The 19585-nt window shown below is 68.2% G+C and carries 14 protein-coding genes and 1 tRNA gene; 1 reads left to right on the top strand and 14 read right to left on the bottom strand.

What is annotated here, in order from left to right; genetic code table 11:
- The 4 genes from VM221_08835 to VM221_08850 all read right to left on the bottom strand — a co-directional run.
- Positions 1–495, bottom strand: a 495-nt coding sequence (locus VM221_08835; GenBank protein HUT74918.1) for an aminopeptidase P family N-terminal domain-containing protein, incomplete at its 3' end; no start/stop codon positions are given.
- A 230-nt stretch (positions 496–725) separates the two neighbouring features.
- Positions 726–1940, bottom strand: a complete 1215-nt coding sequence (locus tag VM221_08840) for an MFS transporter (GenBank protein HUT74919.1) — start codon at positions 1938–1940, stop codon at positions 726–728.
- A gap of 425 nt (positions 1941–2365) precedes the next feature.
- Positions 2366–2542 carry a hypothetical protein gene (locus tag VM221_08845; protein HUT74920.1) on the bottom strand — a complete coding sequence of 59 codons (177 nt, stop codon included), beginning with the start codon at positions 2540–2542 and terminating at the stop codon, positions 2366–2368.
- Between the two features lie 423 nt (positions 2543–2965).
- Positions 2966–3051: transfer RNA gene (locus VM221_08850), tRNA-Leu, on the bottom strand.
- 199 nt (positions 3052–3250) lie between these two features.
- Between VM221_08850 and sppA the strand changes: the two genes are divergently transcribed.
- Positions 3251–4276 (top strand): signal peptide peptidase SppA, encoded by a 1026-nt coding sequence (sppA, locus tag VM221_08855; protein HUT74921.1) that lies wholly within the window; start codon positions 3251–3253, stop codon positions 4274–4276.
- Positions 4277–4570: 294 nt separating this feature from the next.
- Here sppA and smc read toward each other — a convergent pair whose 3' ends face one another.
- From smc to VM221_08905, 10 genes are all read right to left on the bottom strand, one after another.
- Entirely contained in the window at positions 4571–8122 is a 3552-nt protein-coding gene (gene smc, locus VM221_08860; GenBank protein HUT74922.1) for a chromosome segregation protein SMC, read from the bottom strand.
- Between the two features lie 496 nt (positions 8123–8618).
- Positions 8619–9452 carry a hypothetical protein gene (locus VM221_08865; GenBank protein HUT74923.1) on the bottom strand — a complete coding sequence of 278 codons (834 nt, stop codon included), beginning with the start codon at positions 9450–9452 and terminating at the stop codon, positions 8619–8621.
- 1724 nt (positions 9453–11176) lie between these two features.
- Positions 11177–12097 (bottom strand): ComEC/Rec2 family competence protein, encoded by a 921-nt coding sequence (locus VM221_08870; GenBank protein ID HUT74924.1) that lies wholly within the window; start codon positions 12095–12097, stop codon positions 11177–11179.
- A 4-nt stretch (positions 12098–12101) separates the two neighbouring features.
- On the bottom strand, positions 12102–13367 hold the full coding sequence (locus VM221_08875; GenBank protein HUT74925.1) for a mannitol-1-phosphate 5-dehydrogenase: 1266 nt from the start codon (positions 13365–13367) through the stop codon (positions 12102–12104).
- Positions 13368–13514: 147 nt separating this feature from the next.
- Positions 13515–14633: a TIM barrel protein gene (locus tag VM221_08880; GenBank protein HUT74926.1), complete on the bottom strand. Its 1119-nt coding sequence runs from the start codon at positions 14631–14633 to the stop codon at positions 13515–13517.
- A 2-nt stretch (positions 14634–14635) separates the two neighbouring features.
- Complete coding sequence (gene srlD, locus VM221_08885; protein ID HUT74927.1) at positions 14636–15415, bottom strand: sorbitol-6-phosphate dehydrogenase; 780 nt, start codon at positions 15413–15415, stop codon at positions 14636–14638.
- 53 nt (positions 15416–15468) lie between these two features.
- The gene (locus VM221_08890) at positions 15469–17331 is read right to left on the bottom strand and encodes an alcohol dehydrogenase catalytic domain-containing protein (GenBank protein HUT74928.1); all 1863 of its coding nucleotides are present in this window, start codon (positions 17329–17331) and stop codon (positions 15469–15471) included.
- Positions 17328–18158 (bottom strand): class II aldolase/adducin family protein, encoded by an 831-nt coding sequence (locus tag VM221_08895; protein ID HUT74929.1) that lies wholly within the window; start codon positions 18156–18158, stop codon positions 17328–17330. The genes VM221_08890 and VM221_08895 overlap by 4 nt, the downstream gene beginning before the upstream one ends.
- 42 nt (positions 18159–18200) lie before the next feature.
- On the bottom strand, positions 18201–18941 hold the full coding sequence (locus VM221_08900; protein HUT74930.1) for an SDR family oxidoreductase: 741 nt from the start codon (positions 18939–18941) through the stop codon (positions 18201–18203).
- A gap of 11 nt (positions 18942–18952) precedes the next feature.
- Positions 18953–19585: transketolase C-terminal domain-containing protein (locus tag VM221_08905; GenBank protein ID HUT74931.1), on the bottom strand; the 633-nt coding region annotated here is incomplete at its 5' end.

Genomic DNA, 19585 nt, shown 5'->3' on the forward strand with positions numbered 1-19585 from the left:
GGACTTGACCATTTGCACTCGCAGCAGCAGGTCATCAGCGGGCGTCAGCTCTGCTGCGGGGGCGGCGGCGCGCAGGTCCTCGAAGATCGGCTGCGGCAGGATGTTCCAGTTGGCGATGCCGACACGCCGAGGGACGCCGCCGCAAGCGCGGGGCAAGATGGTGGCGAAGCTCTCGCCCGTCACCTGCGGCACCCACTCCGGCGCCGACGATTCCACGAACCGCGGATTGACGCAGATCCGGGGCACGTGGGCGAAGGTGCGGGCGAACTCCAGTGACTCCGGGCCGCCGGTCACCAGGATGGCGTCGCCCTGCGCCGGGACGACGATGCCGGCGAAGTCGAAGAACGGCCAGAAGCCGGCAAGGTAGCGGGTAGTGCCCGCTTCGCATTCGCTGCTGTAGCCGACCAGCACGTCGAGGCCGGCGGCGCGCAGCTCCTGCTGCAGCCGCGCGACGCGCGCGGCGTACTCTGCCGCCGGCAGCGGATCAAGTCTCATCTGCGGCCTCCCTTCTGCTCGCGGCGCACCCGCCCGCGACCCCTCCCCAGCGCAAGCGGACGTGGCTCAAGCGCCCTCGCCTGTGATTCCACGAGCGGAGCGGGCGCTCAGCTCATGCAAGCACACAGCCGGGAGTGGCTGTGCCACACGACAGTGCCAGACCGAGCCTCTGTCGCCACCATGAGCGGCTACCTCGTCTTCATCGTCAATACGCGAAATCCTTTGGCTGCCTACGTCGCCGAGGGGGCCTCGCCGCCGCGCAGGTCCGTCGAGCGGGCCACCCGCACCCGGCTCGCCGCGGCCAGGTTCGCCAACGCGATCACCGCCCCTGCCAGGAACACTACCGGATACCCGTAACGCACCCACAGCCAGCCCCCCAGCGCCGGCACCGTCATCGAAACCGCGTGGTCTATGGACACCGACAGGCTGAGCGACGCGGTGAGGTCGGCCTTGGTCTCGGCGATCTTGTCCATGTAGGTGGTTCGCGCCATGCCCACCGCGAAGAGCAACTCATCCAGCACCAGCGTGGCGCACACCACGTAGAGCGCCCACGCGCCCGCGAAGCGCTCGGCATAGCCGTAGCTGATGCACACCCACACCAGCAAGGCCGCTTCCGCCATCAGGATCGCGCGCTCACCCAGGCGGTCAATCCACCGCCCAAGCTGCGGCAGCATCCAACTGCCGATGACGCTGGCGATGACGGACAGCAGCCCAAAGGTCGAAGGGGACTGCCCGAAGACCTTGATCAGCACCCACGGCCCGAAGGTGATGAAGATCTGCTTGCGCGCGCCGAAGAGCACCGACAGCAGGTAGAACAGCGCATACTTGCGCTTGACCACGAGCTTGGGTCGCGCTCCCGGGTGGCGCTCCACCGGGCGCATGCCCAGCATCACCAGCGCCCCCGCCAGCGCAAGCCCGCCGGAGACGACGAAGAGCGTGGTGTAGCTCATGTGCAGGTGCTTCCAGCCCAGCCACACCACCGCCGCCCCGGCGATCCCCGCCGCGACCTGCATGCCTCCCACCTGCCCCAGGCGGGTGCCGCGCTCGTGGGGCTGAGACGCGGCCAGAACGATGGCCCCACGCAAGGGCCCGAACAAGTGCATGCCGGCGCTGTAGAGAAACATGAAGGCGATCATCGTCCAGTAGTCGCGCCCTACCAGCCCGATGCCAATGTTGCCCACCGCCAGCACCGCCAGCGCCAGCGCCGCCAGCCGCACCTCGTTCATGAAGAAGAACACCCCGGCGAAGACCGCCACCAGGAACCCCGGCAGCTCGCGCGGGAACTCCAAGCGCCCCCGCTGCTCCGCCGACAGGTGGAACGTGTCGTTGATGAAGTTGTTGAAAGTGGCATCGAAGATCTTCATCGCCGCTGCCATGCAGCATGCGGCGACGACCAGCAGCAGCAACTGCCGCCCCAGCCCTCCTCGATGCCGACGCTCGACCACTTGGCGTTGACCCTTCCTGCGCATTCCGGCTGAACGTGCGTCTGGCGATTGCCGCACTCCCTGCTCGCGCGCCGCCGCTCCGGCGCCCCCTACTTCGCCGACGCCACGACAATCCCTCCGGGTAGTGGGGGAGGTGCGCGAGCGCGCGGTGGATGGCGAACTCACCCACTCTGCGTTGTGCGGTGTTGGTGTCGCGGGCGCGTCGGAGGTGTCAGCGGAAAGCGGGGGGCTCGTACTTCATCCCGATCCATCGGGACTTCGCACAGCAGCATCGGTGAGCCAAGCGCGCAGGGACGGCCCTGTGGCGCCGACTCTTAGCCTGTGACCTGGGCAGAGTTTCCCCGGGATGCGGACAACGCGCGGACGGCGAGTTGCGCACGCCGCCCGCTGAGGGCCTCCATGTTCAGCCGCACCGCGGCCTGGCCCTACCCGCGCTCAGCGCCCTGAGACAACTTATGCTGGAGCTCCAGCATGCGCGTTACGTCCAGCCTGGTGATCGCGCCCATTTCCACGAGAATCTCACCGATAAACCGGTGGTTCGCGCGCTGCCGCCGGAGGGCTTCCTCGAGCTGCTCCGTGGTCACCAGACCGCGTTTCAGCATCAGCTCTCCAAGCGCCACTTTCCCCGATGACGCGGCCTGCGGGGTCCCCGCCCCACGAGGGTCCTTTTTCCGCCAGAACAGCATGTCGCTCCCCCTCCGCTCTTAGTCCAGGGCGCACGCGGCCACCGCGCGTCGGGGCGCCCATGTCTTACGCGCACAGTGCGCAGCACTTGAACATATCCTGAACAAGGCGGGCAAGACGCTCCTCCGATGCGTCTTGCTCGGTGCGGGGCCGTGATGGAGCTCCTGGGCTGCGAGCGCACGAGGCGTTGGGAGAGTGACAACCGGCGTTGAGAGCCGAGCGGAGGCGGCAGGCACGCCCCCGGACACGGCGCGGAAAACAGTCCACTTCCCCCATAGTTCCCCCCGCGACCTCACGGCGACCGTCGGCATTCGCGGTCGGGTCACGCACTTACGCCCACATGGTGCCGACGACTGGAGTCGAACCAGCACGGGGTTGCCCCCACCTGATTTTGAGCCAGGCGCGTCTGCCATTCCGCCACGTCGGCACACCGTCATGGTCGAGCAGGCGTTTCGCCTGCCAATCCGGTCCGTGCCGGACACCCCGACAGGTCGGGGTGCCACAGGATTATCCCGCGCTCCGAGTATAGCATCGCCCTGCCCCCCGGTCAATCGCGGCGACAGGAAACTACCGCCCGCCTGACGAAACTACCAGCAGACTGAACCACGCCGCAAGGGGAGACGCCCATGGAACAACCGACCCAACCATCGCAGTGGCCGCAGCCGCCGACCCCCCAGCCGCCCCCCCGCCGGGGCATGAGCGCCGGCGCGAAATGGGCCATCGGCTGCGGCGTTGCCGCGGCGCTGATGATCTTCGCGCTGGTCATCCTGGCGATCGCGGGAGTGGTGAGCGCCATCGGCGCGGCCGGCCAGTACGGCGGGCTGCCCAGCGGCAATGTCGCGCTCATCCGGGTCGAGGGGGCCATCACCGCCGGGGGCGGGGCGGGCCTGTTTGACTCGACCGCCTCGTCGGAGCGCATCGTGGGGCAACTGCGACAGGCCTCCGATGTCGATCGCATCAAGGCGGTGCTGGTGCGGATTGACAGCCCGGGCGGCAGCGCCGCCGCGTCGCAGGAGATCTACGACGAGATCCGCCGCGTCCGCGACCGCGGCAAGCCGGTGTACGCCTCCATGGGCGACGTCGCCGCCTCCGGCGGCTACTATGTCGCCTCCGCCGCCGAGCGCATCTACGCCAACCCCGGCACCATCACCGGCAGCATCGGCGTCATCTCGGCCAACCTCAATCTCTCCGGCCTCTTCGACAAGCTCGGCATCGCCCCCGAGGTCGTCAAGACCGGCGAGTTCAAGGACATGGGGTCGGGGCTGCGCCCGATGACCGAGCGCGAGCGCCAGCTTACCAGGCAACTGCTGGATAGCATCTATCAGCAGTTCGTCAGCGCAGTCGCCGACGGGCGCGGCCTGTCTAAACCGGAGGTGCTCAAGCTCGCCGATGGGCGCGTCTTCACCGGCGAGCAGGCGCGCAGGCTCAAGCTGGTGGACGAACTCGGCGGGATGCGTCCCGCCCTGCGCGCGCTCGCCCGCCGCGCCGGGGTCAGGGGGGAGCCCGAGCTAGTAGAACTCGGCAAGCGCGGTTTGGTCGAAGTGCTGTTTGGGGATACCAGGGCGTCTGCGCCGCCGCGCTTGGGTGGATTGCTCTACGACCGCCTCGCCGACCTGGTGGCTCGCGGCGCCCTGGCCTCACCTGAGCGCTAGGCGAAGCCACCGACAGAGGCGCCGAGCAGGCCCGGCGGCATGATTCTGAGACCGTGAGCAGACGATCGCATGGCCGCAGCGCCGGAGATCAACCAGCGCTCCGGGTGGTTCAGCCTTCCCACCGGCGAATTCGCAACGCGGCTGGCGCGCACTCAGCAGGCAGTGGGGGGGGGCGGGGCTGGACGCCATCCTCATCCGCCGATGGACGCCGACGCAGGCCGACAGAAACGCGGCTTCATTCTGCGTCCCCACCACGGGTGCGGCAGGCATCTGCGTTTATCTGAGGCTTGACCCCTACGCCTGCGCCTCCGCGTGGGCTTCCGCCTGCTCCAGGCGCATGCTCAGCAGCCGACTGACGCCGGGCTGCTCCATGGTTACCCCGTAGTGGGTATGCGCATGCTGCATGGTGTGGGTGTTATGGGTGATGACGATGAACTGAGAGTGCTCGGCGAACTCGCGCAGGATGCCGGCGAAGCGGCCGACGTTGGCTTCATCGAGCGGCGCATCCACCTCGTCCAGGACCACGAACGGCGACGGCCGCACCCGCAGCAGGGCGAAGATCAAGGCGACGGTGGTCAGCGCGCGCTCGCCGCCCGACAGCAGCAGCAGGTTCTGCGAGCGCTTGCCGGGTAGCTGCACGTGGACGTCAATCCCGCTCTCGAGCGGATCGCTGGGATCGGTGATGATGAGCTTGGTGTTGCCGCCCTCGAAGAGGGTGATGAAGATGTCCTCGAACTCGCGGGCGACCGCCTCGAAGGTTTCCATGAAGCGGGTGCGGGTGGTGTCGGAGATTTCGGCGATGATGCGCTGGATGTCGTCGCGCGCCTGGATCATGTCGGCGCGCTGACCGGACAGGAACTCCAGGCGCTGGCGCACGCGGTCATACTCCTCGACCGCACCGAGATTGACCTCGCCCAGTTCGGCGATCCCGGCCTCCAGCTCGCGCACCCGCAGGCGCGCCTGCTCGCGGCTGGGCACCGGCGTGTGCGTCAGCAGCGCCTGCTTGATCTCGAGGCCGAATTCCTCCTGCAGGGTGCGCTCCAGGAAACCGATCTCGCTGTGGAGTTGGGTGGTGCGCAGCTCCGAGCGATGCAGGCGGCCCTGCAACTCCTCGGCCGCCGCCGCGCGCTCCTTCTGCCCTTCGAGCTTGGCCGAGATGGCCTCCAGAAGCCCTTGGCGGCGATCCTTGGCGCGCTCCACCTCCACCTGCCTCGCTTGCGCGGCGATGGTCAGCCGCTCGATGGCTTGGGTGGCGTCCTGCTCGATGGCGTTCAACTCCTCGACCCGCGCCTCCGCCTGCGCCAGCAGGGCGTGGTCCGCCTCCAGCTCGGCGCCAAGCTGCTCGCGGGTCTGCGCGACCTTGGCGGCGGCGATGCGTGAGGCGTTGATGCGGCCCTCGACCCCGGCCGACTCCAGGCGCAGGCGCATCAACTCCTGGGCCATGGATTCGCGCTGGGCGCGCTCGGACGACGCGGTTTCCTCGGCGGTCGCCAGCGCCTCTTCGGCCTGCTGCTGGCGCGCGTTTGCCTGTTCGGCCTGTGGCGTCAGCGCGTGCTCGTCGGCGCGCGCCTGCTCCAGTTCCGGGCCCAGCGACGCCAGTTCCGACTCCACCCCCTCGCGCTCCGCGTGCAGGCGCGCAAGCTGCTCGGCTGCCGCCTCGCGCTCCTTGCGCCGTCGCTCCAGCCCCTCACGGCAGCGCTGCACGTGTTCACTCGCAGATGCTTCGGCGACGGCGAGGTCCTCCATCCAGCGCCCGGCGTCATCTCGCGTCCGCGTCACCTCGTCCAGCCGCGAGCGGAGCTCCGCCAACTGCCGTTCCAGCTCCTCCATTTCCCGCGCCCGCCGCAGCGGTCCCGCTCCCGGGCGTCCCGCCACCACCACGCCCGAAGGATAGGTCACCTCCCCGTCCACCGTGACGATCGCCTCCCACGGCAGCGCGCACACCGTCAAGCTCCGTGCCGCCTCCGGCGTGCCGACGATGAGGATCTTTCCCAGCAGACGCTCTACCGCCGGCCGCGCCCAGGGGGGACACTCGACGACGCCGGCAGCAGTGCCCAGGCAGCCGGGCAAGTCACGTGGGTCGAGGCCTGTGGTTGCGCCGGCGCGGCAGACCACCACCGAGGCGCGCCCGATGTCGCTTGCGCGCAGCAGCCGCACCGATGCCGCTGCCGTCTCCTCCTCGTGCGCGATGACCCCGTGCACATGGATGCCCAGGGCCGCCTCCACCGCGATCTCCATGCCTGGTCGGGGCTGGAGGACCGCTCTCAGCGCTTGCAGGGGGCCCGGCAGCCGGCCCTGCCCCGCGGCTTCGAGCAGAGCCTTAGCGCCGTCGGCGCCCGCGCCGTTGTTCATCTCGCACAGGGCCTGCAGGCGCGCCGCCGCCGCCGAGATGGCCTCGCGCAGGTCGCCGCGGTCACGTTCCAGGGCCGCCAGCGCGGCGCTGGTCTCGATGCGAGCGGCAGCCGCCTGTTCCATTTCCGTCTGGGCGGCGGCGCGCTCGGAGGTGAGCTGCTCGATGCGGGCGGCGGCCTCGGCCGCGGACGCAGTCGCCGTACGGCACGCCTCCTGCGCGGTGGTCAGCCTCTCCTGGAGCCGTTGCACGCGCTGCTCGAGGGCCTTGCGCAGGGACTGGCACTGATGCAGGCGATTGCGTTCGGCCGCCGCGGCGTCGAGTGCGACCAGATAGTCGCGGCGCGCCGCTTCGACCGCCTGGTCGGCGGCGGGGATGCGCGCCTCGACCTCACACAAGGTTTGCGCCCAGTGGGCGATCTCGGTCGCCAGTTGGGCTGAGCGATCCGCCAGTTCGGCGCGCTCGCGCTCTCCGCCTTCGAGGTCGGCGGCGGCTTGGGCGATGCGGGCGGAGGTTTGCTCGATTTCCTGCTGCAACTGCTCGCGGCGGGCGCTGGCGGAACGCAGCCGCTCCTCGCGCAGGGAGGCGTCCGCTTGGGCGCGCTGGGCTTCGGAGGCGGTGCGGGCGGCGACGGTGCGCAGTTCCTCCAGCTCCAACTCCGCCTGCTGGAGCTCGGCGCGCAGGGCAGCCTCGGCGGCGGCGAGAGTCTCGCCCTCGGTGCGGGCGCGGTGCAGCTCCTCGGCGAGATCAAGCTCGCGCTGGCGTGCGCGCTCGATGCTGGCGCACGCCGCCTGGTGCTCGTCCACCAGCAGCGCGCGTTTGACCTGTGACAGCTCGCGCGACAGCTCGCGGTAACTGCGCGCGTGCTCGGCCTGCTGCGCCAGCGGCTCGACCTGGGACTCCAGCTCGTTGATGATATCCGACAGCCGCAGCAGGTTCTGTTCGGTATGGCCGAGCTTGCGCTGCGCCTCCTCCTTGCGGTGGCGGTACTTCTGGACGCCGGCGGCCTCCTCGATCAGCGCGCGCCGATCCTCGGAGCGAATGGAGAGAATAGCGTCCACTTCGTTCTGGTTGATGACCGAGTAGGCCTGGCGGCCGATGCCGGTATCCATGAACAGGTCGTGGATGTCGCGCAAGCGGCAGGGGACGCCGTTGATGAGGTATTCGCCCTCCCCGGAGCGAAAGACGCGCCGGGTGACGGTGACCTCGGTGAAGTCGAGCGGAAGCCCGCGGTCGGAGTTGTCCAGGGTGAGATGGGCTTCGGCGAAGCCGACGCGCCGGCGCCCGGCGGTGCCGGAGAAGATGACGTCCTGGGCCCGCTGCGAGCGCAGGGTCTTCATGCTCTGCTCGCCCAGCACCCACAGGATGGCGTCGGCGATGTTGCTCTTGCCGCTGCCGTTGGGGCCGACGATGGCGGACACGCCGGGGCCGAACTCGAGGTTAGTGCGGTCAGCGAAGGTCTTGAACCCGCACAACTCCAGCCTTTTCAGATGCAATCACTCATCTCCCGCGCCCCCGCGCGAGAGCACTGCTCGACGGTGGCGACACAGCAGGCTGTGCCCCACCCACGCAGAGCAACGCGCCGACCCCAAGCGGCTCGCATTGTAGCACAACCGCCGGAAAAAGAAAACCACCGTTCGACCCGGATGTGACCGCGGAGTTTTCGCATGCCGCCAAGTCACTCCTCTCCCTTCCAGGGAGAGGATCAAGGTGAGGGTAAACAGTCCCGCCGTCCACCCTCACCCGGCTCGCCACAGGCTCGCCGACCTCTCCCTTCCTGGGAGAGAGGTGCGCACCGCCCGCCGCTGCACCAAAGAAAGAAGGTCACACCCCCCGACCCCATCGGGATCGGCGAGCGTGGCGCGGTTGCCCACCGCCTCGAATGTGAACGTGGCCCGGCCGCCGTCGGAGTACTCCCGGTGGGTCATCCGACTTGCCGCATCGTAAGCTTGAGTAATGAACCCGTTGGCGGTAACGACACGAACCAGCCCGCTACCGCTCTGGCCTAAAGAACTTGCCAGGCTCCCATAGGTCCTTGGGCAGAGCTCGGTGCAAGTCGATCCAGACGGCGCTCCCATCCGCCAAGGCTACGGCCGTGCGCTCATCATGGCGTGAGGAAGGCGCCAGTATTGCCTGCCCGTTAGCCGCGTTCCAGCCTCGATCGCTCTCGAATAGTAAGACCGTATGTGCCGGATCCTTGATCCCCCGCAACCTTCGACGGCTAAGACGTGTATTGAACGCATACCCTGAGCGCAGAGCCGGGGCCAGCGGACACACAAAGACGTTCGGGTTCCGAACGTATGGCAGCACCTCGTCAGACCACTTGCCGGCATCGGGCAGCATATCATTGTGATCCTGCGCGTACTCAATCACCGCAATGGAAAGAAGCCTAATATTCGATCCACAAAGGGCAAACTGCGCCCTGTAGGCTTCGGTCTTCGCCACGCTCAGTGCAAGCGCCAAGGATGCAGACACGACAATGCCACCAATTGCCAAAGCCGCTTCAACTACACATCGACGCGCTCGGGTAGCGGCTATAAGGATCGCGAGGCCAGTTATGAACAGTAAGCCAGACAAGTAGAATATCGACAATACAATGACGCCGGCGATTACCAATCCCATCGCGACCATGGGCCGGCGTATGCCTAGGACGGCTGTAATGACATAGAGACCAAAGATCACAAGTAAGGCGATGATAATCGACTCCGCCCATGGCAGGACTCGCACTTTCCATGCAACAGATGGCGTCCAGAACCTACAAACAAGCGCCCAGATCACTGCTAGCATCAACGGCAGGCCAAGGGCTGCAATGGCCAGTCTGGACACACGTTCACCGCGATGACCGCCGGAGGCGTCCGCGGGACGTCGCGCGCGCACATCGCTATGCTCTGGTGGTCCTACGCTATCCACATAACTGCCCTCCGACACGGGTAGCCCGCGTGTCCTGCTGGGGGCAATTCAGGGGACACGCACCCTGATTTCCTAACCAGCAGGCAGCTCTTCCTTCTTCCTCGGCCCCGGTTTGCCGCGCCGAGTGACATCATGCGCCACCCCCAGCGCGACGATACGGGCGATGCGGAGCGTGGCCCGCTTGTACCACTATCAGCGCTCCCGGTCAATAATCAAGTCGTGTGTCCCCGGAATCAGCCGCGCTGGTGACGAGACCGCGAAGGCGTTCCCTGCGCTCTCTATGTGGATAATCTCAGTCCACGTCAGGGCGTCCATAACTGTGATGCTAGGTGCTGGTATGTCATCAGTCGTAAATGTGAAGTAGCGCCCATTGGCGGACCACCTCATATGGCTGAAACTAGGCTCCACCCAGGGCAACATCGACGGGAAAACCCTCGGCCCGCCCTTGGGAAACCGCCGAGGTCGAGGACGCGTTTTCGTGCTCCACAATAACTCGCGGCTTCTGATTCGAAAGACGTCGAGGCGGGACCCCAGTAAGGATATTTCGACTGACTTGGAGTCGCCCCGAGGGACACTCACGCGTTCAGGTTCCCGTGCATACGCCCGCGCAACCAGCTTCCGATCGGGAGAGATCGCCATCTTCGCGAATCTTGGCGACATGATGGGGTCTCGCAGTTGTCTCTGTCCGGGAATACCTATAGAGCGAAGGAAGAGATACTCTCTCGGTTCGGATGAATTGCGGTTTAGATACTCGGCCAGCCCGAGTTCCCTACCAAGCGCTTTCAGAGCGTGAAACAGAACCGTTCTGTCCGCGCTGTAGTATCGTTTGCCAAACCCTGCGAGACGCGCCCTGAACTCCTCGTACGCTTTCGGCCCTGGGTTCTGCCGAAATGGCCATTTGTAGGCTTTTGCGTTAACGTAGAACATCACCGGGCCGCCATGTCCCTCTAAAACCACGTGCTGATCGTCCCTCCAGTACGGCAGCAACTCGGGGAAGCCATCCATCTCGCCCAACTCTCGGACCGTTGCGTCCGGCGTGTGAACTAATAGCCATCGCGTCACCGGGGGGCTTTGGCGCCTAGGGCTACAGTCCCATACTACCAGCCACTGTCCGTCAAGTGACGGAAGATACCCGAGATCGTCGGGGATCCCCCCAGGCAGAGCGGATGCGTACACAACGCGACTAGTCCCAGACGACATATCCTGCAACACGATCTCCACGCCTTGTGTCGATGCGCGCGCGTAAATCAACATGTCTTCCGTGGTCTGTGCTGATGCACACTGATCGGCGCCGGCCCAACCGACAATGATTGACCCGAAGCCAAGTATGATCATGATCACTCGGCTAATTCCGGGGACACACACCATAATTCCCTAACCAGCAGGCAGTTCTTACTTCGTTCTCGGCCCCCTCGGCCCCGGTTTGCCGCGCTGAGTGACATCATGCGCCACCCCTGGCGCGACGATGCGGGCGATGCGGAGCATGGCCCGCTTGTACCACTATCAGCGCTACCTGTCAATAATCAAGTCGTGTGTGCCCAGAATGGCCGTGCGTTCGGCGAACGGGTTCCCCAACCATGATGGCAGGTTCCGGCTGGCATAGGAATAGGTCGTCACGCCCAAGCAACCACGAGCGGCCGCTACGGCCGGCGCGCAGCGGAGCGGTACGACTCGACGGTCCACGTCGCGCCGTCGCTGGCGACGGTGATGGCGCCGGCGAGATCGGTGCGCTCGATCCTGGCGCCCACCGCGCGCAGGCGCTCGACCGCCGCCGGGCTGGGATGGCCGAAGGGGTTGTCCGCGCCCACGGAGATGATGGCCAACTGCGGGCGCACCGCGCGGATGAAATCGGGCATCGCCTCGGCGTCGCCGCCGTGGTGGGGCACCTTGAGCACGGTGCTGCGCAGCGGCAGGCCGCGCGCCAGCAGTTGACGCTGCCCCTCGGTCTCGAGGTCGCCGGTGAACAGCATGCTCACCTTGCCATAGATCAGGCGCAGCACCACCGAGTTGTTGTTGGTGTCCGCCGCCGTTCCGGTGATCGGCACCAGCCCCGGGTGCAGCACCGCGGCGGCGATGCCGCGCCCGAGATTGAAGCGCTGTCCCACGCGCGCGCGGATGATCGGGATCTCGCGCTCCTGCGCCAGCGCCCGCAGTCGCTCGTAAGGCGCTGCCGGGTGCGGCAGCAGCGGGTCCAGGATCATCGCCACCGGCACCTGCTGCACCACCGTGTCCAGGCCGTTGACGTGGTCGTCGTCGGCGTGGGTGACGATGATGCCGTCGAGGTGGGTGGCGCCGCGCACGAGCATCGCGGGCACGATCACCCGCTCGCCGACATCGGAGCTGCCGGTGTAGGGGCTGCCCCGCCCGCCGCCGTCGATCAGCAGCGTGCGCCCGCCCGGCGCCTGGATCAACGCCGAGTCCCCCTGGCCGACATCGAGGAAGGTCACCGTCAGGGTGCGCGCGCCCGCGCGGTAAACGGCGACCGACGCGATCGCCACCGCGAGCATGAGCGCGATCAGGACGACCCGCTCCGGGCGGATGCGCCGCAGGTTGGAGTTCATGGCCTCACGAACCGACTATCCTGGAGACAGCGGCGCGCGAGGCGGCGGCGAACTCATCCAGGGTCGCCTCGCGCGTGTCGGCGGAGCGGAGCCGATCGTACAGCTTGGGCACTCCCGCCAGGACATACGCGTGGTCGCAGTCGCGCGGGTCAAGCCCGCACACGTCGGTCAGCACCGCGCCTGGGCCGAGTTGCTGGACGGCAGCGGCGAAGCGTTCGTCCTCCGGCAGGCGGCGGCCGCTCTCGTCCACCGCGCTAAACAGCAGCCCCGCTGCCAGCGCCGTCGCGGTAGCCTGCGGGGGCACGTCGTGGCGCATCTGCAGGCGCAGCGCGCCCACGACGCGGTCGCCAGGCCCGAGCTTGCGGTATAGGTCGCGCCCGACGCGATAGACGGTATCGCCCAGGCGGCGGTTACGGAACCGCCGCAGCAGGTCCTCGATGTGCTCTCCTTGGCCGGCGCGGTCGAACTCCGCGGGGTAGGCCGCGATCAGCGCGCGCCCCGATTCCCACATGGCGCCGCGGGCGATATCGAGTACGCGCGAGTCCGCCAGCGCCTGCCACAGCAGGCTGCGCTCGGGGTGGGCGACGAAACCCAAGTAGGCCGCCGCCACATGCCCCAGGTTGTGAATGAACAGCTTGCGGTGAACATAGGCGGCCATGTGGTCCTTGGCGTCGAGGCCGGGTACGGCCGGCACCGGCCGCTTGAAGGCGCGCCCGTCAACGATGAGGGTGTTGAACGCTTCGGCATGGACGGTCAGGGGGTCGCGGCGGCGCTCCTCCTCGGCGACCAGCGGCACCATCTTGCCGATGCTGGTCTCGATCAGGCCGACCTCGGCTGCGAGATCGAAGTCCGCGGGCAGGTGCTGAGCGAGGCCGGCGCGGAAGATGTTCGCGGCATCGTGCAGGTTCTCGCAGATGAGAATATCGAGGGGGCCGCCGCGCAGCTCGCGGCGGCGCACGAGGCCGGCGGCGATGAGGGGGTAGATCGAGTTGAGGGCGTGCGCCCCCACCGCGGTCGCGGCGGCGTCAGCGGTGGCGAGCTCGGCGGCGACGGCGGCGCGGTCGCCGCCGTTTACGGCGCGCACGTTGCGAACGGTAATGCGGCCGGGCGGCTCGTCGCGGATTTCGACGATGTAGCTGCGCGCGCGATTCAACGCGGCAACCAGGGCCTCGTCAATATCTGCGAACACCACCTCCCAGCCCGCTTGCGCAAAGAGCTGGCCGACGAAGGCGCGGCCGATATTCCCCGCCCCGAATTGAACGAGTTTCATGTCCACCGCAGAAACACAGTCATGTAACCGCCGATCCCCCTTCGCGCCAGGCTACGGGGGACAAGTAAACGCCAATGACACCAGCCGTAGGGGCGCACAGCCTGCCCAGAGCGAAGCCGAGGGGCTCGGGGCGACAGTAATCAGGGATCAGAACGTCAGCTCCACGCCCCCCGCCGGCACGAACTGCCGCAGGTACTGCGCGGACTGCGCCAGTTCGTCGAGCAACCGCTCCTCGGTCTTGGTGGAGCCGGGGATGATCTCCGCGATGAGGTAGGTCGTCGCCACCGGCGCCAGCACCTCCGCCACCGCCGCATCGGCGGCCTTCGCGTGCGAACGCTCGATGGCCGCCAGCACGCGCTCGATGCGCACGTGCCCACGCTCGTTGTACTCGGGGGTGAAGGGCCAGTGATGGCTGGCGTCGCGCGTCGTCTGCTGGAGGTGGACGATTTCGGCGAACGCGCCGAAGCGCTCCAGCCAGGCCGCGTAGTCGGTGTCGGCCCCGCTCAGGCCGTAGTGCTCGCCCGCCATGTGCCCGACGTCAACGGTGAGGTAGACCGGCGCTCTACGTGTGGCATTGCCGTTTCCGAATCCCGATTCATCGGGGCCCTCGGTGGCTAGGTCGCAAGCGACCGCCACGGCGGCCAACGGCCTAGCCGTTGTGCCATGGACCGGCGGGGGCGCCTGTCCCACATCCGGGCGGTTGACCTCGATCAGGAACTCCTGGGCTTGGTCGAGAGTCCATGGGACTTCGCTGGGGACGTACATCTGCTCATTGTAGATGGCGGCCAGGCCCTTCTCGGCGGCGGTGAGAGCGAGGCGGCGAAAGGTGCGGTGGAGATTGCGAAGGGCCCACTCGGTGCGCGCGGGGTCGCCCAGGGTCTCGACCGAGATCGCGTCCCAGTGGCCGCCGATGCGGTCGGTGCCCATCGCCAGCGCGAGGTCCATGCAGTCCACGACCCAATCAACCATGCGCTCGCGCACGACCGCGTTGCTGTGCGACAGGCCGTGGAAACGGTGGGTGGCGACGCCGGTATAGATGTCGGTGATGGTGACGCCGTGGCGCTGGGCGGCGTCGCGGATCTCGCGCGCGGCCGCGAGTTGGTACTCGCGGCCACCGCTGAAGAACGGATCGAGGACATCAGCGCAGAACTCGTGGTACTCGTAGCCCACCTCGCGGGTGAGGCGCATGAAGCTGTCGGGCTGCTCCCAGCGGCGGGTGAGGAAGGCGCCGTTGATGCCGATGTCGAGGTGGACTCTGCGCGCCATGGTCAGCGCATCTCCTGTCCGCCGGTGACGTTGATCGCCTGCCCGGTCATGTATGATGATTCGTCGCCGGCGAGGAAGACCACCACATTGCATACGTCATCATAGGTGCACCCGCGCCCCAGCGGCACCTGCTCCTCGTACTTGCGTCGCACCTCGTCCCCGGTCATGCCCCAGCGTTTCGCGTACTGCGCGTAGAGGCTGTCCATCCACAGCGGGGAGTCGAGCAGGTTGCCCGGGCACACAGCGTTGACGCGGATGCCCTCCGGCGCCAGCTCCAGCGCCAGGCTCTGGGTGAGACCGATGCCGCCGAACTTGCTCGCCGCATAGGCCGAGTTCTTGAAGCTGCCCCGCTTGCCCGATTTTGAGTTGATCTGAATGATGACCCCGCTGCCCTGCGCGCGCATGACCGGGGCCGCCGCGCGCGCGCATAGAAAATAACCCACCAGGTTGACGTCAATCATCTTGCGCCACTGGGCCGGCGGGAACTCCTCGATATCGCCGGCGATCAGGATGCCGGCGTTGCTGACCAGCAGGTCGAGGCGGCCAAACGCCTCCACCCCCGCGCGCACCATGCCCGCGACGTCGTCCTCACTGGTCACGTCGCAGCGCACCGGGAGCGCGCGCCCGCCATGGCGGGTCTCGATGTCGGCGGCCACCTTGCGCGCCCCCTCCTGGTTGAGGTCGGCGACGACCACCTGCGCGCCCTCGGCGGCGAGCCGGTGGGCGATGGCTTCCCCCAGGCCCTGCGCCGCGCCGGTGACGATGGCCACGCGATTGGGCAGGCGCGGGCAGGCCGGCGCGTCGGGCTGCGACTGCGCTTGAGCGTCTTGCGCTGTCAACGACTACCTCCCTCCGGGCGGCGCGGCAGCCGCGCCCGCAGCAGTGCTTGCTCCGCCTCGCGCGTCCACGACTCGCCGGGGCCGAGCTGGGCATAGACCTCGGGCAGGCGCTCGCGCAGCTCGGCGAGCGGCGTCAGCGCTAGCCCCTCGAGGTTGGGGAAGATGACGACCTTGCCGGCGAAGCGTCCGCCCTTGACCGCCTCCAACCCCTCGCGCACCGCGGTGATGTCGCCGACGGCCGCGACCGAGAGGTTGGGGAACAGCCTCCCTTGCTCGGTCTCGCGCAGCGTGAACTCGAGATCGGCGATGCGGGAGCCGCTGCTGCCGACCCAGCGCACCCCGTGTCGGTACACGCTGGAGAAGTCGAGCTTGGCGGTGGTGCCGCGGGCGAGACCGGCGAAGATGTTGAGGGTGGCGCCAGGCGCGAGGTACGCGGTTGCCTGTTCGATGAGGGCGGGCACCGGCGCCAGCACGACGATGTCCGTGAACCCATTGGGTGCCTCTCGACGCAGGGCGGCCTCGAAATCGGATGCCGCCAGCTTGGCCGGGTTGAGCAGGAGCAGGCGCTTGCCGGTTTGCGCCGCGCTTTCGCGGAACTTGGCCTCGAGCGCCCCCAGGCGGTCGTCGTCCACATCGGTAGCGATGATGACCTGCGGCGTCTCGCGCCGTTCGAGCGCGCGCTGGACGTGCATCTGCCCCATCGGCCCGCCAGCGCCGATAAACCACACCGGCCCTGCACCCAGCTCGCTGTCGCGCTCGCGGTAGGAGGCCGCAATGTCCGGGCCCGGGCCGCCGACGTAGTCGGTATCGTCGTAGTGGATGCGCCCGACATCAATCTCGACCTTACGCGGTAGCGGCTTGTCAGCGACGAGGTTCATGACGCCGCCGTTGGCGATGTGCCGCGCCGCTGCCTCGACGAGGTCGGCGTCGTCGGCGCCGATGACGACGATGTCGTCGAAGCCCCCCGGCGCGTGCTGCGCTCGCAGGTGCTCGATCTCCACCGGTGCTGCGACCTCGCTCTCAACCAGGGCGAACCCCAGCTCGGACGCCCGCCCGCGCAGCCAGTCGCGGAAGTTCCCCGCCATATTGGCGGCGACGACCGTGGCCGGCGACGAGTTCGAGTCCATGCCGTGGGTGAGCACGCATTCATCGTAGTTCCCCCCCGGCAGGGCGATAAACAGCGCCGTGCCGTCAGGCTTGAGGCCCGCGCGCCGGCGGACGCGGTAGGCGGCGACCACGCACGCCCACGGCTCGGTGAGCGCGGCCTCGGCGTAGCCGATAGCCTGCCCCTTCGCTGGGCTCAGGGCAGGCTCTGAGCTTGTCGCCCCTCGACCCTGCTCGGGGCGACCCTGAGCATGTCGAAGGGTCGAAGGGTCGCTGTGGACGGGGATTAGGTAGCAGCCTTCGTCGCCGTCGAGGACGCGCTCGCCGACGGTGCCATACTGGGTCATGCCGCCGCGCAGGGCGTAGCCGTAGGCCGTCTCCTCGCCGCGGAAGACGACATCGGCCTGGACGATATAGCGCTCGCCCACGCGGAAGCGGTCGCGCATTTCGGCGCCGACGGCGACGATGGTGAGGCTGACCTCGTGGCCGGGCACGACCGGCTCGGCTGCGAGGTCGCGCCCCGACACGCGCGGGTGCCCCGCCCCCAGGCCGATGAGCTTGACATCGCTGAAGCACAACCCCAGGGCATCAATGCGCGTCAGCACCTCCCGCGGGCCGGGCTCCGCCGCGGGGAGTCGCTCCGGCTTGCCGTCAACCCCGAAATGCTCCAGGCCGGCGCCGCGCAGCTGCCAGGTCAGGGTGGCGGCGGGGAGAGCCCCGGCCGGACTGCGATATTTCGCCAGCGGGTCGGTCACGACTGGTTACCCGTAATCCCTTTCCGGCGATAGGCCTCATCGGGCCGGGTGCAGATGCGCCGGACATGCTCCTCGCTCAGGTGGCGCGGGCCGCCGAAGGCCATGGCGCCGGTGATGATGCGCGCGGTCTTGACCCAGGTGGCGGTCACCGCCTCGACCTGCGTCGGCGTCGCCCCGAGGGCGATGAGCCCGTGGTTCTGCATCAACACCGCCTGCGGCCGGTAGCCGCGCTCCTCGCTATAGCGCCGGGTCGCGTCGCGCACCGCCCGCGCCAGCGGCACCCCGGGGTCAACGTAGTCCACGAGCACCGGCGCCATCCCGCAGACCACGATCTCGTCGGGATAGACCCGCCCGGCGAGCGCCCGCATCCCCTCGCGCGAGCACAGGATGGCGTTGACCGCCGTGGGGTGGGTGTGGCCGACGAAGTTGACCCCGTCCAGGCCCAGCATGAAGGCGTGGAGCAGCGTCTCCACCGACGGCCGCCGCGGGGACGCGGGGTCCGCCAGGGATTCCCGCAACCCGCGCTCGACCTCCGAGTCGTCGAGAGCCTGCCCCTTCGCTGGGCTCAGGGCAAGCTCTGAGTTTGTCGAAGGGTCGCCCCCGTCGAGCATCGCCAACACCTTGCTCCGCACGACCAGCGCGAAGCCGTCCGCGGTGATGCCCTCCAGGCGCGCCCCGCTCGCCTTGACGTACATCCGCTCGTCATCCACGCGCGCCGAGGTATTGCCCTCGCCGAGGATCACGTAGTCGCGTCCCGGATCGCCCAGCCACTGCGACATGGCTACCAGTTGATCAATGATTTCTTGCTCGTCGCTCACTTGTGGCATTGCCCCTCCTGCTGAATGACAACGTCCCGACCGATCGTCAGCCTAGCCCACCGGCGCCGCGAACCGCCGCAGCACCACCTCGTCCATCGCCACCTCGGGCGGCAGCGCGGCCACGAACACGGCCAGCCGCGCGACCTCCTCGGGCGCCATGTACTCCACGCGATCGAGTTCCGGGCGCGCGTCGGCGACCAGCCGCGTGTTGACCCCGCCCGGACAGAGGGCCGTGACGCGAATGTTATGCTCCTGCAGCTCCAACGCCAGCACCTTGGTCAATCCAACCACCGCGAACTTCGAAGCGACGTAGGCGCCCTGGTTGAGATAGGGCTTCTTGCCGGCGGCGGAGGCGATGTTGATTATGGTCCCGCTGCGCCTCGCGATCATCGCCGGCGCGAACTGCTTGCAGCACAGGAAGACGCCGCGCAGGTTGACCGCGAGCACCCGGTCCCAGTCCTCGACCGCGGTCTCGACCAGCGGCGCGACGGTGAACACACCGGCATTGTTGACCAGGAGGTGGGGCGCGCCCAGTTCCGCGGTCACGCGCCGCCCCAGCTCGCGCACCTGCCCCTCGTCGGTCACATCGCAGGTCACGGCCAGCGCCCGCCGACCACGCGCGCGGATCTCGCCCGCGACCGCCTCGATTTCCGCGCTCGTGCGCGCGCAGACGGCGACCTGCGCGCCGCGCGCGGCGAAGGCAAACGCAATCGCCCGCCCGATGCCCCGGCCGCCGCCGGTCACCAGGGCGACCTTGCCCGCGAACGCGCTCTCGTCCGGCTGGGCGGTCATTGCGGCGCTGCTCACTTGGCCGCGGCTGCCAGAATCGCACGGGCGATCTTGTGGGCGTCCGGCAGGTTCTCCATCTCCAGTGTCTGCGCCATCGGCGGCGGCACGTCATGGGCGGCGACGATCTGGATCGGCGCCTTGAGCGCGTCCCACGCCTCCGCCTGCACCTTGTAGGCGACGTGCTGCGGGTAAGACCCCGTCAGCGGCGCCTGTGTCACCAGCACCAGGCGGCCGGTCTTGCGCACCGACGCCAGCACCGTTTCCAGGTCGAGCGGGATGAGGGTGCGCAAGTCAATGACCTCGGCCTGCACGTCCTCCTGCGCCGCCGCCTCCGCCGCCTCCAGCGCCAGCCCGACGCTGCGCGAGTAGGTGACGACGGTTACCTCCTCGCCCGGGCGCACCACCACCGCCCGCCCCAGCGGCACCGTGTAGTCCTCCTCCGGCACCACACCCTTCTCGGTATAGAGGAGCTGGTGCTCGATGAAGATCACCGGGTTATCGTCGCGGATGGCGCTCTTGAGCAGGCCCTTGGCGTCGTAGGCGCTCCAGGGGGCGACCACCTTCAGCCCCGGCATCATGGTCACCACCGCTTCCAGGCTCTGCGAGTGCTGCCCGGCGTAGCCCTTGCCGCCGCCGATGGTGGTGCG

It is taken from the genome of Armatimonadota bacterium, from assembly GCA_035527535.1.
Taxonomy (GTDB): domain Bacteria; phylum Armatimonadota; class Hebobacteria.